Origin of the sequence: Actinopolyspora lacussalsi (assembly GCA_030803735.1) — a bacterium.
GTDB lineage: Bacteria > Actinomycetota > Actinomycetes > Mycobacteriales > Pseudonocardiaceae > Actinopolyspora > Actinopolyspora lacussalsi.
In genome coordinates, this window is the sequence record JAURUC010000001.1 from 2,739,460 (window position 1) to 2,755,485 (window position 16,026).

11 protein-coding genes and 1 pseudogene are annotated in these 16,026 nt (G+C 69.0%); 4 read left to right on the forward strand and 8 right to left on the reverse strand.

All coding sequences use genetic code 11. The annotated features are described in order from the left end of the window. Nucleotides 1-374 precede the first annotated feature (374 nt). Nucleotides 375-1,292 carry an SDR family oxidoreductase gene (locus tag J2S53_RS12175; protein ID WP_456241067.1) on the forward strand — a complete coding sequence of 306 codons (918 nt, stop codon included), beginning with the start codon at nt 375-377 and terminating at the stop codon, nt 1,290-1,292. A 198-nt stretch (nt 1,293-1,490) separates the two neighbouring features. Here J2S53_RS12175 and purH read toward each other — a convergent pair whose 3' ends face one another. From purH to J2S53_RS12210, 7 genes and pseudogenes are all read right to left on the reverse strand, one after another. Continuing rightward, nucleotides 1,491-3,065 carry a bifunctional phosphoribosylaminoimidazolecarboxamide formyltransferase/IMP cyclohydrolase gene (purH, locus tag J2S53_RS12180; protein ID WP_456242779.1) on the reverse strand — a complete coding sequence of 525 codons (1,575 nt, stop codon included), beginning with the start codon at nt 3,063-3,065 and terminating at the stop codon, nt 1,491-1,493. Between the two features lie 48 nt (nt 3,066-3,113). Next, nucleotides 3,114-3,662, reverse strand: a pseudogene (gene purN / locus J2S53_RS12185) (phosphoribosylglycinamide formyltransferase); the annotation flags it as partial. Between the two features lie 328 nt (nt 3,663-3,990). Next, nucleotides 3,991-5,550: a cell division protein PerM gene (locus tag J2S53_RS12190; RefSeq protein ID WP_456241068.1), complete on the reverse strand. Its 1,560-nt coding sequence runs from the start codon at nt 5,548-5,550 to the stop codon at nt 3,991-3,993. A 147-nt stretch (nt 5,551-5,697) separates the two neighbouring features. Next, nucleotides 5,698-6,678 (reverse strand): DUF5336 domain-containing protein, encoded by a 981-nt coding sequence (locus J2S53_RS12195; protein ID WP_456241069.1) that lies wholly within the window; start codon nt 6,676-6,678, stop codon nt 5,698-5,700. A 221-nt stretch (nt 6,679-6,899) separates the two neighbouring features. After that, the gene (gene sucD, locus J2S53_RS12200; protein ID WP_456241070.1) at nt 6,900-7,784 is read right to left on the reverse strand and encodes a succinate--CoA ligase subunit alpha; all 885 of its coding nucleotides are present in this window, start codon (nt 7,782-7,784) and stop codon (nt 6,900-6,902) included. Nucleotides 7,785-7,797: 13 nt separating this feature from the next. Beyond that, a complete protein-coding gene (gene sucC, locus J2S53_RS12205; protein WP_456241071.1) occupies nt 7,798-8,964 on the reverse strand; it encodes an ADP-forming succinate--CoA ligase subunit beta in 1,167 nt (388 codons plus the stop codon). A gap of 164 nt (nt 8,965-9,128) precedes the next feature. After that, nucleotides 9,129-10,904 (reverse strand): hypothetical protein, encoded by a 1,776-nt coding sequence (locus tag J2S53_RS12210; protein ID WP_456241072.1) that lies wholly within the window; start codon nt 10,902-10,904, stop codon nt 9,129-9,131. A gap of 569 nt (nt 10,905-11,473) precedes the next feature. Here J2S53_RS12210 and J2S53_RS12215 point away from each other — a divergent pair. Beyond that, nucleotides 11,474-12,340 (forward strand): M23 family metallopeptidase, encoded by an 867-nt coding sequence (locus tag J2S53_RS12215; RefSeq protein ID WP_456241073.1) that lies wholly within the window; start codon nt 11,474-11,476, stop codon nt 12,338-12,340. Between the two features lie 154 nt (nt 12,341-12,494). On the opposite strand, the gene J2S53_RS12220 is transcribed toward J2S53_RS12215, so the two are convergent. Next, complete coding sequence (locus tag J2S53_RS12220) at nt 12,495-13,016, reverse strand: GbsR/MarR family transcriptional regulator (protein WP_456241074.1); 522 nt, start codon at nt 13,014-13,016, stop codon at nt 12,495-12,497. Between the two features lie 459 nt (nt 13,017-13,475). Here J2S53_RS12220 and J2S53_RS12225 point away from each other — a divergent pair, with 459 nt between their 5' ends. Further along, on the forward strand, nt 13,476-14,402 hold the full coding sequence (locus J2S53_RS12225; protein ID WP_456241075.1) for an ABC transporter ATP-binding protein: 927 nt from the start codon (nt 13,476-13,478) through the stop codon (nt 14,400-14,402). Continuing rightward, on the forward strand, nt 14,399-15,994 hold the full coding sequence (locus J2S53_RS12230) for an ABC transporter permease (RefSeq protein ID WP_456241076.1): 1,596 nt from the start codon (nt 14,399-14,401) through the stop codon (nt 15,992-15,994). The genes J2S53_RS12225 and J2S53_RS12230 overlap by 4 nt, the downstream gene beginning before the upstream one ends. The last annotated feature ends 32 nt before the right edge of the window (nt 15,995-16,026 follow it).

Genomic DNA, 16,026 nt, shown 5'->3' on the forward strand with positions numbered 1-16,026 from the left:
GGTCACGCGAGGGAGGCGTTCCGCTCGCCTCGTGTCGAAACACGACACCGCGTCGTGGCGGTGGCCGACCCCCGACGCCGGCCACCCGTCACCGCGTTCGAACCGACCACGTTGGAACCACCCCGCGATCGAACCTCTGTTCGAACGACTCCAGTAAATCGCGCCCGAAGCACCACGTCAATACATTCATTCGAACAGGTGATCGAACAGCCTGTTCGATCGTGCGGCCGTCGAGCGCGCGGCGGTCGAGAGTGGAGCCGTCGGGTGTGCGGCCCGGGGAGCCTGGTTTTCCGCGCCGGAAGAAGGTATGGAGTACGGCAGACGTGCATCGCACCGCACGAGCGACGAGAGCGGCACCGGAAGGCGGGAGGAACATGCCCGAATCGGACAACTACCTGGTGATCGGTTCCAGCGGCTTCCAGGGAGCCGCCGTGGCGCGGGCGCTGCTGACGGCGGGCCACCGGGTTCGCGGTTTCGCACGGGGCACGGGCACGCCGGCTCCGCGAGCTCCCGAGCCGGCAACCGTCCACGGCGATCTGGCCGATCCGGACAGTGTCCGCGAGGCCTTCCGCGACGTCACCCACGCCGCGGTGCAACTCCCGCTGCACTTCGACGCACGACTGATCGCGACCTACGCGCACAACGTCGTGACAGCGGCCCGCGAGGCGAACGTCCGTCGGCTCGTCTACAACACCAACACCCCGGTTCCGGACACCGACACCTCGTACGCGGCCTACGACACCAGGCGGATCGCGGAGGCGATTCTCCGCGACAGCGGACTACCCGTGGTCACCCTGCGCCCGCCGGTGTACCTGGACAACACGTTCAGCCCCTGGAACGGTCCCGAACTGGCCGGGGAGGGCGTACTGTCCTATCCGCTGCCCGCCGACCTGCGGGTCTCCTGGCTGTCACACGACGACCTCGCCGCGGCCACGGTCGCCGCGCTGCACCGCGAGGGCCTGGAGCGGGCCACGCTGCGCATCGGCGGACCGGAAGCGGTCACCGGTGCCGAGCTCGCCGAGGAGTTCTCCAGGGGAATGGGCCGACCGATCGCCTTCCGGCCGCAGGAGGTCGGCGAGTTCGAGAGCAGGCTCGGCCGGGTGATCGGCCCGGAGGCCGCTTCCGGTGTCGGCGGTATCTACCACTGGCTGGCCGAGGAACCGGATACGGAGCTGTTCGTCGCCGATCACGACACCGTGCGACGCGAGCTCGGGATCACCACGACACCGATCGCCCGGTGGGTCGCCGCCCAGCCCTGGCACGTCTGGCTCCAGGGGGCCGGCACATCCTGACAGCGGGGGTTTCGACTTCGGAAAATCCCGATTCCGTCGGGAACGGCCGCGAGAGTGGGCGAGAGCGAGTTCGGGCCGAGGAGCGGGTTCCGCTCCGGACGAGTTCGACGACCTCCGAGTTCTCGCCCCTCGGCGCTGTCGGGACCGGCTCGACCCCGGTGCTGACCAGGCCCCGACAGCGGCGGAGGAAAGGACGCGTCAGTGCGCGAAGTGCCTGGTCCCGGTCAGGTACAGCGGAACACCCGCGGCCCGGGCCGCCTCGGTGACCTCCTCGTCCCGCACCGAACCACCCGGCTGCACGACCGCACGCACCCCGGCGTCCAGCAGCACTTGGAGGCCATCGGGGAACGGGAAGAACGCGTCCGAGGCCGCCACCGAACCGGCGGCGCGTTCCCCGGAGCGGGAAACCGCCAGCCGAGCCGAGTCCACCCGGTTGACCTGTCCCATCCCGACACCGACCGTGGCCTCGTCGTCGGCCAGCAGGATGGCGTTCGACTTGACCGCTCGACAGGTGCGCCAGGCGAACTCCAGATCCCGCAGCGTGGCCTCGTCGACGGGGTCACCGCAGGCGAGTGTCCAGTTCGACGGGTCGTCGCCGTCGGCGTCGATCTCGTCGGCTCCCTGCATCAGCAGTCCGCCCGAGATGGCCCGCATCTCGACACGCCCCGACTGCGGCGGCTGCGCGGTCAGGATGCGCACGTTCTTCTTGCGCTGCAGCACTTCGAGGGCGCCCTCGGCGTAGCCGGGAGCGACCACCACCTCGGTGAAGACCTCGGCGATCTGCTCGGCCATGCCCACCGAGACCTCCCGGTTGCTGGCGATCACACCACCGAAGGCGCTGACGGGGTCGCACTGGTGCGCCTTGCGGTGCGCCTCGGCCACATCACCCGCGTCGGAAACCGCGATACCGCACGGATTGGCGTGCTTGACCACCGCCACGCAGGTCCGCCGGTGATCGTGGGCGGCGCGCCACGCCGCGTCGGCGTCCACGTAGTTGTTGTAGGACATCTCCTTGCCGTGCAACTGCGCCGCGGCGGCGAGCCCGACGGCCTCGCCACCGGAGACGTACAGTGCCGCGGGCTGGTGCGGGTTCTCGCCGTAACGCAACGCGCTGCGGCGTTCCCACGTCTCACCAGCCCAGCCGGGGAAGGTCTCGCCCTCGGGGGCGGTGCGGCCGGTCATCCAGCCGGCGACGGCTACGTCGTAGGAGGCGGTGTGCCGGAACGCGGCCGCCGCGAGCTCGGCGCGCTCCGTCTCGTCGAAACCGCCCGCGCGAACCCGCTCGACCACCCACTCGTAGTTGTTCGGATCGACCACCACGGTCGTGTTCGCGTGGTTCTTGGCCGCTGCCCGCACCATCGCCGGGCCACCGATGTCGATGTTCTCCACTACCTCCTCCGGCTCCGCGCCGGAGGCGACCGTGCGGTTGAACGGATAGAGGTTGACCACCAGCAGATCGAAGGCGGCGATGTCGAGCTCGGCGAGCTGTTCGACGTGCTCCTGCTTGCGCTGATCGGCCAGCAGCCCGGCATGCACCCTGGGGTGCAGGGTTTTCACCCGGCCGTCCAGGGCCTCCGGAAAACCGGTGAGCTCCTCCACCGGCGTAACCGGAACCCCGGCGGCCGAGATGGTCCGCGCGGTGCCCCCGGTGGAGACGATCTCCACACCGGCCGCGTGCAGCCCCGTGGCCAGCTCAAGCAGGCCGGCCTTGTCCGAAACACCGATCAACGCGCGATGCACGGCTCGCCGTTGTTGCCCCGAGTTAGCGGTCACCCCGATACTCACCTTTCGTCCCCGCACGGTCCAACCGTGCACTGCCAGCCGTTCCAGCGTTCGCACCAGCGTTCGCCGCTCCACGGCCTTGATCCGCTCGTGCAGGCTCTCCTCATCGTCATCGGGCAACACCTCGACCGCCTGCTGCGCCAGGATCGGACCGGTATCCACCCCCTCGTCGACGACGAAGAGGGTACAGCCGGTCACCCGGACGCCGTAGTCCAGTGCGTCCCGCACCCCGTGCATTCCCGGGAACGACGGCAACAGCGCCGGATGGCTGTTGAGGTAGCGTCCGCCGAACCGAGCCAGGAACTCGGGGCCGACGAGTTTCATGAACCCCGCGGAGACCACGAGATCCGGCTCGTGAGCGGCGCACTCCTCGGCCAGTGCCCGATCCCAGTCCTGGCGACTCGAAAACTCCGGGAGTCGGCAGGTGAAGGTGGGGATTCCGGCGCTCTCGGCACGCTGCGATCCCGTGATACCGGGGCGATCCGCCCCCACAGCCACGATCCGAACGGGATAGTCCGGATCGGCGGTGGCGTCCAGCAGCGCCTGCAGCAGACTGCCGGATCCGGAGACCAGCACGACCACGCGCACTGGCCTCGACGGTCGGAAACTTCTGACCGGGGACTGTGTTTCCGTCGAACTGTCGTGTTCCGCGGCGGTTGGGAGTGGGGCGCTCAGTGTGCACTCCTGATGACGGCCTGATGGATGTCGCGCTGACGAAATGTCACCCGCAGACTAGGCGCACCGTCCACGATCACGACCGGCAGGTCCCGATACGAGTGGCTCAGCACTCAGGATTCGAGCACGAGTTGTGCAAAGCCGTGCGAACAGCGACACCACCGGTACCCCGGAACGCGTTCCGTTCTGCCTTGAACTGGGGTTTCGTCGCAGGCCGTCCGGAAGCGAGCCGGAGTTCCGGTCATCCCGACTGCTGGGAGGACAGCGCGGAAAACTCCCGCTCCCGCTGTCCCTCGGCTTCGAGCAGCTCCCCCTCCTGTCGTGGGAAGTCCTGCCACTGGTCCTCCCGCTGCTCCGGTACCCACGGTTCGGACGAAGTTCCGAGATCATCAGCGGCGGATTCGGCGATCTCCCCGCCGTCCTCCGCTTGCCCGCCGTCCTCCGCTTGCCCGCCGTCCTCCGCTTGTTCGTCGTCCGGGAACCGTTCGTCCTCGGCTGTCGGATCCCCGCCGGTCAAGTCCTCAGCGCTCGAGTCCTCAGCGGCCGGATCCCCGCCGGTCTTCGAATCCGCCTCGACGAGCCACGCGTCGGTCCCGGAGCCGGACGAAAGATCGGCGTCGTCGACGAGGTCGGTGTCACGTCGTCCGACCAGCCGGGAGGTCACCAGGGCAGGGACCGCCAGCCAGGCGAAGGTGGTGGCGGCCAACAACAACGGACGCAGTGAGAGCGGGCCGTACTCGCCGCCGAAGCGGCCTCCGGAGAGCACAGCGGGCACCGAGACCACCAGTGTGGTGACCAGTACGGCCAGCAGCACCAGGTGTTGCCTGTCCCGGCTCCGCTCGGCCAGGTTCCTGCAGCTGTGCCCCAGCAGCACACCCAGCGCCACTGGTAGGAGGAAGACCACGGGCGTCCAGCTCGGCAGCCCGGACGGCGGAACGACGGCGAACACCGGCAGTTCGGGTGGCAACGTGTCCGTCGCCGTTCGGAACGGCGTGCTCACCGAGGCACCGAACGAAACACCGGCTCCGGTAACGAACGCCCAGCACCCCAGGATGGCGTTCGGCAGGTACAGCAACGCGAGCAGCACGGCACCCGCGGCGTCCCCGAGGCCGGCCAGCTCGACCGACCGCTCGTACAACCGCGGCAGTGCGAGCAGCACGGCCGCCCCGCACACCGCCGCTCCGCTGCCGATCACAGCGGCGGTACCCAGCAGTCCCTTGCGCACGGCACGCCAGGCGTCGGACGGGACGTACTGCCAGAGTTGGTAGAGCATTCCACAACGGTCGGCGAGTCCCACGGTGGCGGCGCAGGCGGCGACCAGGCCGCAGCAGCAGAATGCCTGCCAGGGGCGGGCCTGCACCGGAACCTGCGTTCCGGTCAGCGTGATCGCCAGCACCATGCCGAACACCGCGTGGCTCAGCGACATGACCAGCACCACCGGCAGCGCCTGCTCCGGTTTGCGCAGCCGGTTGCGCCGCGCCACCCGACGCGACGCGCGGGAGACGAGCAGAACGCAGAGCAGGGTCGGTAACAGCGGTAACGCGCTGAGCGGAGCTCCGGTGATCAGCAGTGGCACCTGGAACGCGGTCAACCATCCGGGAATCGCCGCCAGCAGCACACCGGCCGGGACGAACTCGGCGTCCGCGGCCGTGGAAACCACGAACGCCAGCAACGCGGCGACGAGCAGGTAGCAGGTCAGTATCACCGAAAGCGCGGAGAGGAGTGCCCCGCTGATCACGCGGCACCACTGCCGAGTCGAGGACTCGGCGGTTTCGACCGTGGGGGACTCGAGTGCCGTCACGCGGTCGAATGTGACAGCGTGCCGGGCCTCTCGAAGTCACGACGCGCCGCTTGCTCACTCTTTCGGGCGACTGCCGCGAGTCACGAGCACTCGCGGTTCACCGCCCGCCGAGACCCTACCGGCGGGCGGCGAGAAACCAACAGCTGCTCACGAAGGTGGGTTCTGATTGGGATGCGGCATCTGCTGCGTCCCCTGCGGCCCACCGTTGGTGTCACCCCACTGTTCCTGCTGAGCCTGCCCCGAGTGCTCCTGAACAGGCTGGGAGGGCTGCTCGTGGGGATTCACCTGCGCGAACGAACCGGGCTGAGCCGGGTTCTCCTGCGAAGCGGGACCCCCCTGCGGCGACTGGGAATAGGGTTGTGCGGGCTGCTGGGGCGGCTGCCCCGGGACGAAACCACCCGCCTGCTGTGAGTTCCAGCCGGGCTGGGGTTGGCCGGATTGCGGTTGACCGGGCTGGGGCTGGCCCGGTTGTGGCGGCTGGCCCTGCTGCGGCTGCGGACCGGTGTACGGCTGCGCCGGGTAACCCGGTTGCGGACCGCTCTGCGGGTTCCAACCACCCGCCTGGGGTTGACCGGGCTGGGGCTGGCCCGCTTGTGGCTGGCCGGGTTGGGGATGTGCGGCACCGTAGGGTCCGGGTTGCTGCCCCGGATACGGCGGCTGCACCTGCTGCGTGGCGACCTGCGTCGCTCCCCTGCCGAACGAGGGTGCGGTGACGATCTCCTGCTCCAGCAGCAGCAACGCGATCACCGCCGCCGCCTGCAGCAGCGACAGCAGCATGAACACGATGCCCCAGCCGGCGATGGAACCGTTCGAACCCGACACCCCGGCGACTATGACGTTCTGCAGCATCGACAGCGCCGTGTAACCGGCCAGCGGGGCCGCGACGAACAGCACGTTCGGCCCCTTGGGTAAGAACCGCATGGCCGCGAGCAGCGCCACCATGACGAACCCCAGACCGGGAAGACCGCCGAGCAGCGAGTTCATCGCGGGTGCGAAGAAACCGAGGATCCAGCCGAGCGCTCCGATACCTGCCGCGGCGAGGGCGAGAATCGACTTCGCGTCCAGCTGGGAGCCACCGGCTCCACCCGGCTGCGCCGGTTGCTGGGGCGGCGGATAGGGCGCGGACATGGGAACTCCATCCTGACCGGGAATCGTGCGAACCGGCTCCGCTTGCGAATCGCCCGATGCGAAGAAGTGGCGGCGGAGCGCGGGAGTTCGACGTTACCGAATCGCGTCCTGACCGTCACGAGCGCGGCACACCACCGGGGAGCGGCCCGGTGCGGAAAGACTTCCGCCCGGCCCCCTGGAACGGGAACCGGGCGGAAGCGGCCTGCCGTAGCGCGGGTCGATCAGCCGTTGATGATCGAGCGCATGAGCTTGGCGGTCTCGCTCGGTGTCTTGCCGACCTTGACCCCGGCGGCCTCGAGGGCCTCCTTCTTGGCCTGGGCCGTACCGGAGGAACCGGACACGATCGCACCGGCGTGACCCATCGTCTTGCCCTCGGGGGCGGTGAAGCCCGCGACGTAGCCGACGACCGGCTTGCTGATGTTGGCCTTGATGTACTCGGCCGCGCGCTCCTCGGCGTCACCACCGATCTCGCCGATCATCACCACGGCCTCGGTCTCGGGATCCTCCTCGAACGCGCGCAGCGCGTCGATGTGGGTGGTCCCGATGACGGGGTCGCCGCCGATGCCGACGCAGGTGGAGAAACCGATGTCACGCAGCTCGTACATCATCTGGTAGGTCAGCGTGCCGGACTTCGACACCAGACCGATCTTGCCGCCGGCGGTGATGTCCGCGGGGATGATTCCCGAGTTGGACTTGCCCGGAGAGATCACGCCCGGGCAGTTCGGCCCGACGATGCGGGTCCGGTTGCCGGTGGCATTGGCGTGCGCCCAGAAGTAGGCGGAGTCGTGCACCGGGATTCCCTCGGTGATGACCACCGCGAGCCCGATCTCGGCGTCGATCGCCTCGATCACGGCGTCCTTGGCGAACTTCGGCGGTACGAACACCACCGACACGTCGGCGCCGGTCTCCTTCATCGCCTCTTCGACGCTTCCGAACACCGGCAGCTGGTTGCCCTCGATCTCGACGGACTGCCCGGCCTTGCGGGCGTTGACGCCGCCGACGATGTTCGTACCGGAACGCAGCATCCGAGCGGTGTGCTTGGTGCCCTCCGAACCGGTGATGCCCTGGACGATGACCTTACTGTTCTCGTTGAGGAAAATTGACACAGCGGATCGCCCCTTATTTGCCCGCAGCCAGCTCGGCGGCCTTGTCGGCCGCGCCGTCCATGGTGTCGACCAACGTGACCAGCGGGTGGTCTGCCTCGGCGAGAATTCGCCTGCCCTCCTCGACGTTGTTGCCGTCGAGGCGGACCACCAACGGTTTGGCGGCCTCGTCGCCGAGCATCTTCAGCGCCTGGACGATTCCGTTGGCGACCGCGTCACAGGCGGTGATACCGCCGAAGACGTTGACGAAGACGGACTTCACGTCCGGGTCGCCCAGGATGACGTCCAGCCCGGCCGCCATGACCTCGGCGGAGGCTCCACCGCCGATGTCGAGGAAGTTGGCGGGCTTGACGTTGTCGTGATCGGCGCCCGCGTAGGCAACCACGTCCAAGGTGGACATCACGAGACCGGCACCGTTACCGATGATGCCGACCTGCCCGTCGAGCTTGACGTAGTTGAGGTCCTTGGCCTTGGCCTTGGCCTCCAGCGGGTCCTCGGCGCCCTCGTCGACGTACTCCGCCTGCTTGGACTGCCGGAACGAGGCGTTGTCGTCGACCGCGACCTTGCCGTCGAGCGCGATGACCTTACCCTGCGGATCCTTGACCAGCGGGTTGATCTCGAACAGCGTGGCGTCCTCGGCGACGAACGCCTCCCAGAGCTGGACCACGATGTCGCTGACCTGGTCGGCGATCTCGGCCGGGAACTTCGCGGCTTCGACGATCTCCCGCGCCTTGGCCTGGTCCACACCCTCGATCGGGTCGATGGGGATCCTGGCCAGTGCCTCGGGCTTGGTAGCCGCTACTTCCTCGATCTCCATACCGCCTTCGACCGAAGCCATCGCCAGGAAGTTGCGATTGGCACGGTCCAGCAGGAACGAGAGGTAGTACTCGTCGGCTATGTCGGAGGCCTCGGTGACCAGCACTCGGCGGGTGGTGTGGCCCTTGATGTCGAGCCCGAGAATCGCTTCCGCCTTGGTTCGGGCCTCGTCGGGGTTCTCGGCCAGCTTGACACCGCCGGCCTTACCCCGCCCCCCGGCCTTGACCTGCGCCTTGACGACGACAGGTCCGCCGAGTTCTTCCGCCACTGCCTTGGCCCCGTTGGGATCGGTGGCCACGGAACCGGGCAGTGTCGGTATTCCGTGGGAGGCGAAGATCTCCTTCGCCTGGTACTCGTACAGGTCCACGCGACTCTCCTGCGACGTCGGTGTCGGACTCCGGTAACCATATCGACCTGCGAGAACGATCGGGGCGGCGCACCCGGTGAACTCGCTCACGCGGAACGGTCCCGAAACCGGCGATTTCCGCCGTGTTCACCCCCGACACCGTCGTCGGAGCGGTCAAACTCACATCATCCGGTGGGGCGGGCGGCCAGCACCGCCGTGGCGGCAGCGGCCACCACGGCCCCCAGCGCGCTCCAGAAGCCGAAACCGAGCGAGAAGCCCTCGGTCATGGCGGGTGCCGCGAGCGGCGCCAGCAACGCGCGGAAGGACAGCACCACCGCGCATCCCGCCAGCAGTGCCGCGGCCCGCTTCCCTCGGGAGACCGGCACCAGCACGAGGGCGACCAGCACCACGAGCAGCGCGGTGAGCAATCCCCACGAAGCGATGCCGAATCCGTTGAACAACCCCGGTGAGACGTGGTCGGGCGTGCGGAACACCGGGAAGCCGAAGGCCGCCACCACCAGCAGACCGGTGAGCGCTGCGGGCGGCAGCAGCGAACGGCTGGGGGTGATCTCGCTGAGATCCACCTCGTCGCGCTCGATGGCGCCCGCGACGGCGGCGGACACCGCCGCGCAACAGGTGAGCACCACGGCGACGACGGTGCACCACACGCCGTAGGGCACGAGTTCCAGCCGGGTGCCACCGGCGAACCGCAGCACGGTGTCCAGGTCCGCGGCAGCGGTCAACGGGAGGATCGCCCAGGCGGTACCGAGCACGGGGCGCGGGGAGACCAGGCCGGGGCGCAGCAGCGGCAGGCTGAGCGATAACTGCACGATCCCGGCCAGCAGCAACGGCAGCAGGTTGTAGTTGTCCCCGAAGCCGATCACGTGTTCCGGGGCACGTAACTGCGGCACCAGCGCCGCGACGACCGCGAACGCCCCACCGAGCGCGCCCAGGACTCCGGTCAGCACGGCGAGGCGGGTGTGGGCGGGTAACGAGATCTCGGAGGGGTTCGCCTCCGATCGTGCGACGGTTCGCCCCACCGGAACCGACAACGCGCCGAGTCCGACCAGTGCCACCAGGCCGAAGCCGAGCCCCCACCCGATCAGCAGCTCGGGGCCCGACAGCACTGCCAACAGCACCGGAACCGTGGTTCCCGCCAGGTTCACCGCCAGGCCGACGAGGCCGCCCCGGCCGACCTCGGGTTCCGCCGAGCTCACCGCGAGTCCGGCGGCGACGGGGATCACGACGGCGAGCAGCAGATCACCCGCGAACACCAGTGGTGGAGCGCTCAACAGCCCGTGGGAGACCACGAACGGATCGAGCGAACGGAACGCGGCCGGCAGTGCCCCCGCCGCTCCGAGCGCGGCGAAGCACAGCACGAGCACGAACAGCGGCTGTCTGCCACCACTCGCGCCACTCGCGGCGCGAGTGGTCTCACCGGTGGATGTGCGAAGGGCCAGTATCCCGGCGAGGAACACCACGGCGTAGCCGGAGAGCAGCAGCCAGGTTCCGGGGGCCGGATCCAGCGGTCGCAGGCTCTCCCGTAGCAGCAGTTCGGGCCGGGACAGCAGCCCCGGTTCGACGAGAAGCTGCGCCGATCCGATTCCCCTGGCGACGGCCACGGCGGCCGTGACGAGCAGCACCGCACGCGCGGCGCCCGGCCTACGCGCGCGCAGGAAGCCGAACGCGGTAAGAGCGGGCAGGACGCCGAGCACGAGCAGCGGGGCAACGGAGGGATAGGCGGGTGGCGCGGCGGGGTTCACGACACCGAACAGCGGTGCCGTGCCGGAGGCGATCGCGCCGAGAAGAACGAGCAGACAGGCGAACCGCAGCCCGGGAAGGGGGTTCGCGCCGAGGGCGAAATCGTCCGATGTGGCCGCCGGGGACGGCCGGTCCGCACGTTCGGGATCGGGGGTGGCGCCGGACTCGACTCCGGTTTCACTGCCGGGACGGGCGTTCACGTCGCGACGCTAGCAACTCGCCGCCGTGGGGCCGGGGCATACCCCGAATAACGCTGCGGACACGGACAAATCGAAGAGGCTAGCTCAAGAACACGACAACTCACCTGAACAAGCGACGTAACGAGGTTGAACAACCACTGAAAGTGTCATTTTCGCGAAGCCGTCACCCGTAAGACCTGGTTTCAAGAGCCCAACACGGACATGATTCGATGTGACTTATGACACCGAAGGCTTCGGAAAGGCAACCCCCGAAGGTCCACTGTGTCCAGAAGCGAGCCACGTGGCGGACACCGAGGCGGGCGTCGAAACCGCAGGCAACGGCGACACGCACGCCAAGGAGCGAGCCCGGCGTCCCGGAATTTCCGCGGCGACCCGCTCCACGGCATCGGAAAACGGGACGGAATCGATATCAAGATCGGGATTTGCCCCTAGGGGCATTCCTTGGTTAATGTCCCGACGTCCGTTGTCACAGTCAGATCACGAACAGGGACACTTCCCGGTTAACCCCGACCGGTCCGGGTCCCCCGCCCGGCCCAGTGATCCGGCTCCCCGAGACGGAAGGTCAAGCATTGACTCGACACCGCTCCCCCGGCGGTCAGCACAACACCCCGGTTCAACAGCACGCCTCGGACGAAGAGTCCACATCGGATAAACCGCGCCGACAACGCGCCCCGACTCCACCGTCGGTACTGCGGGGCCGGATCGTGGTCGCCGCCGTCGCGGCGGGCGCCTTCGCCGCCGCGGGCCAGGCCATGGCAGCCGACCAGGACCAGTCCGACACCCCGCAGGAGGACCAGACCCCGCTGGCCTCCGGGCAGAACGCGGCGGCGTCGTTGGGCTCGGTCACGGACGGCTCCAAGACCGGAACGACCGAAGTCGGTGGAACGAACAAGGGCTCCGACGGTGCCAGCGTCGGCGGTGCCGTACCGGCGCCCGAGATCCTGCCGGTGGCACGGACCACCGACACAAGTGACGAGGTACGCAAGCTCGCCAAGAGCCAGCGGGTGGAGCAGGCACGCGAGGAGGCGCTGCGCGAGGCTCGCCAACCCGATTACGTCGCACCCGCGCTCGGCAGGTTCAGCTCCGGTTTCGGTGGCCGCTGGGGCACCACCCACTACGGGATCGACATCGCCAACGACAAGGGCACAAAGATCGTCTCCGTCGCGGAGGGAACCGTGATCGAGGCGGGTCCCGCCAGCGGTTTCGGCCTGTGGGTGCGCGTGCAGCACAACGACGGCACGATCAGCGTGTACGGCCACATCAACAGCATCACCGCGAACGTGGGCGAGCACGTCGAGGCCGGTGAACAGATCGCCACGATGGGCAACCGCGGCTTCTCCACCGGAGACCATCTGCACTTCGAGATCTGGAACGCCAGCGGAACGAAGATCAATCCGTTGCCCTGGCTCAACGAGCGTGGTGTCTACATCAGCTGACCAAAACTTCCGTCCGTTGTGGACGGAACACGACGATCCGTTCGCGAGGGGCGACGCCGCTCCTCGCGAACACGCGTGGCCTTCTCGCCGGTACCGGCGTCGATTTCTCGCGAAATCGCCGCGCGGCTCGTCGGGGCGGGACTATGACGAAACGTTACTCGGCGTTGTCACCGTACTTCTGCTGTCGCCACTTCGTCATGATTCGGGGTAGCTCGGCACGCAGGAACTCGAAGAACCTGCGGGTCTCGTCGAGACGCTCGCCCGCCCTGGTGTCCGGCCCGAGCGTGTCGGTGCCCGCCCGGAGCGTGTCCTCCCACTGCAGGAACTGGTCGTCGCGCTGCGCGAACGCCTCATACCACATGTCGTCGCGCACCTGGTAGTGATCGTGGCGCTTGCCGGGCTCACGCTCGCGCGACAGCAGCCCCACGCGGATCAGGTAACGCACCGCGCCGGAAACGGCGGCGGCGCTCACCCGCAACGAGCTTGCCAGTTCGGCCGCGGTGCACGAGCCGTCGTCATCGACGAGCATCCGCGCGAACACACGGGCGGGCATGCGGGGAAACCCCGCCTCGGTCAGGTTGAGCGCGAACCGCTCGACGAACCGAGCCACCTCCTGCTCGTCACGGCCTGTCGCGTCCACCGGTTCCGGCGCGGGATCGGGTGCTGTCTCGGACATCCGGGACCTCCCGCACTCGTACCACGCATCAGTCGCGCGACTGATTCATACATTTGCTAAATTTCACAGCTCCGTGAAAACAGTCTATCGCAACGACTCCGAACCCCGGGAATCCCGGCCGCCTCGCGAACCCGGCCGCCTCGCGAACCCGGCCGCCTCGCTGGCGCGGCCGCCTCGCTGGCGCGGCCGGGCATCCACTCCGCGATTCGGCTCCGCACCGGCGGGCAGGACGCGAAATCGGACGGAGCCGGCAGCACGATTCATTCTGTTCACAGATTTATGAACGTTGTGTACTGTGTAAAACGTGGTACGCACGATCGCCAGCACCGGATCCGACAGGGCGGACCGCCGCGTGAAGCGGCTGTACTCCTCCCGCGCGGGGGAACGCACGGCGGACTCCGATCCGCCACGGCTGTGAAAGGCAGCCGAACCGCCCGAATCCGTTCCGAAGGAGTCACGTTGAACTCCGACCCCACGGCCGTGACGATCTCCGGCCTGACCAAGAACTTCGGTCCGACCCGTGCGCTGGACGGGCTGGACCTGAGCGTGCGAACCGGCGAGGTGCACGGCTTCCTCGGCCCGAACGGCGCGGGGAAGACCACCACGATCCGGATCCTGCTCGGGCTGCTGCGCGCCGACTCCGGCGAGACGAGACTGCTCGACGGCGACCCGTGGCACGACGCCACCGAGCTGCACCGCCGCATCGCCTACGTTCCGGGCGACGTGACGCTGTGGCCGAACCTCTCCGGCGGCGAGGTCATCGACCTGCTCGGCCGGTTGCGCGGCGGCATCGACCAGCGCCGCAAGGAGGACCTGCTGCGCCGGTTCGACCTCGATCCGCGCAAGAAGGCACGTACCTACTCCAAGGGGAACCGGCAGAAGGTCGGTCTGGTGGCCGCGCTCGCCTCCGAACCAGAGCTGCTCGTGCTGGACGAACCGACCTCGGGGCTGGACCCGCTGATGGAGGAGACCTTCCGGGAGTGCGTTCGGCAGCAGCAGCGCGAGGGACGGACCGTGCTGCTGTCCAGCCACATCCTCTCCGAGGTCGAGGCGCTTTGCGACCGGGTGACCATCGTCCGCTCCGGGCGCACCGTGGAGTCCGGCACCCTGGCCGAACTGCGGCACCTGACCCGCACCTCGGTCACCGCGGAACTCTCGGCGGCCCCGGAGGGACTCGCCGAGCTGTCCGGCGTGCACGACCTGGAGATCACCGGCACCCACGTGCGCTGTGAGGTGGACACCCCGCACCTGGACGGGGTGCTGCGCGAACTCACCGCGGTCGGGGTCCGAAGTCTGACGAGTCAGCCCCCCACCCTGGAAGAGCTGTTCCTGCGGCACTACGAGCAGCGGTCGGAGACCTCCACCCCCGAAGGAGCGAACCGATGAGCACGTTGCGCGGAACGGGAGCGCTCATCCGGCTGATACTCCGCAGGGACCGGATACGCATCCCGGCATGGATCCTCGGAGTGGCGGTGTTCCTGCTGGGCAGCGTGGCCACCTTCCCGGTGGCACTCGACTCCGCCGCCGACCGGCAGGCACGGGCCGCCCTGATGGACAACCCGGCCACGGTGGTGCTGACCGGCCCCGGTTTCGGCCAGCGGGACTACACCTTCGGCGCGATGGTCGCCAACGAGATGGGCGGGATGACGGCGGTGCTCATCGCACTGATGAGCATCCTGCTGCTGGTGCGGCACAGCCGCCACGAGGAGGAGAGCGGCCGTGCCGAGCTGCTGCGCGCGGGAGTGGTCGGCAGGCACGCCCCGCTCACGGCGGCGCTGGTCACCGTCATCGGTGTGAACCTGGTGCTGGGCGCCCTGCTCGGTTTCGCACTGCCCGTGGTGCTGCCGGAGCTGAGCACGGCGGGTTCGCTGCTGTTCGCGGCGGGGCTGGCCATGGTGGGCACGGTCTTCACCGCGGTGGCGGCGGTGACCGCACAGCTCATGGAGCACGGCCGGGCGGCGGTGGGGGCCGCGGCCTCGCTCCTCGCGCTGAGCTACGCGCTGCGCGGCGCGGGCGACCTGGGCGACGGCACGCTCTCCTGGCTCTCCCCGGTCGGTTGGTCACAGCGCACCCGTGCCTACGTCGACGGCACCGGCTGGCCACTGCTGCTCGGGGTGGCGCTGACGGTGCTGCTGCTCCTCGGGGCGTTTCTGCTGCGTTCCCGGCGCGACGAGGGAGCGGGGCTGGTGCGGGGTCGCTCCGGTCCGGCGACCGCCTCGGCACTGCTGTCCGGCCCGTTCACGCTGGCGCTGCGGCTGCAGCGCGGCGTGCTGACGGGCTGGACGGTCGGTTTCGTGCTGTTCGGCGCGTTCGTGGGCGCGATAGGTGAGCAGGCAGCGGTGTTCGCGCGGGAGAACGAGATGGCCCGGCGCTACTTCGAGCAGGCGGGCGGAGCCGACTCGGCCGAGACGATGATCGCCACCTACCTCTCGCTGATGGGCATGGTGGCCGGTGGGTTCGCGCTGCAGTCCGCCGGGCTGCCGCGTGCCGAGGAGTCGGCCGGACGGGTGGAACCCCTGCTGGGTGGCACCCCGCTGAGCCGGTCGCGCTGGGCGCTGTCCGGTCTGGCGGCCACGCTGTGCGGCAGCGTGCTGGTGATGGGCGGGGCCGGGCTCGGCGCGGGGCTGGTCTACGCGGGAACCAGCGGAGATCCGAGCAACGTCGTCCGAATACTGGGGGCGGCGCTGGCCTACCTGCCCGCGGTCTGGGTACTGGCCGGGCTCTCGACCCTGCTGTTCGGGGTGCTGCCCAAAGCCACCGGCCTGAGTTGGCTCGTCCTGACCGGGATCGTCTTCGTGGGGATGTTCGGGCCGCTGCTGCGAGTGCCGGACCGGATCTCGGACCTCTCGCCGTTCGCCCACGTGCCGACGCTGCCCACCGAGGAGTTCACCCCGGTACCGCTGCTCGTGCTGGCCGCCACGGCGGTACTGCTGACTGCGATCGGAGTCGCCGGATACCGGCGTCGTGACACGGCTTGAACCGCCTCACCCCGGACCTCGCGGCCGAACCG

Excerpts from the sequence above, each read along its gene's own strand:
- J2S53_RS12220 (WP_456241074.1), bottom strand. The coding sequence starts at position 13,016 with ATGTCCGAGACAGCACCCGATCCCGCGCCGGAACCGGTGGACGCGACA.
- J2S53_RS12175 (WP_456241067.1), top strand. The coding sequence starts at position 375 with ATGCCCGAATCGGACAACTACCTGGTGATCGGTTCCAGCGGCTTCCAG.
- J2S53_RS12195 (WP_456241069.1), bottom strand. The coding sequence starts at position 6,678 with ATGTCCGCGCCCTATCCGCCGCCCCAGCAACCGGCGCAGCCGGGTGGA.
- J2S53_RS12230 (WP_456241076.1), top strand. The coding sequence starts at position 14,399 with ATGAGCACGTTGCGCGGAACGGGAGCGCTCATCCGGCTGATACTCCGC.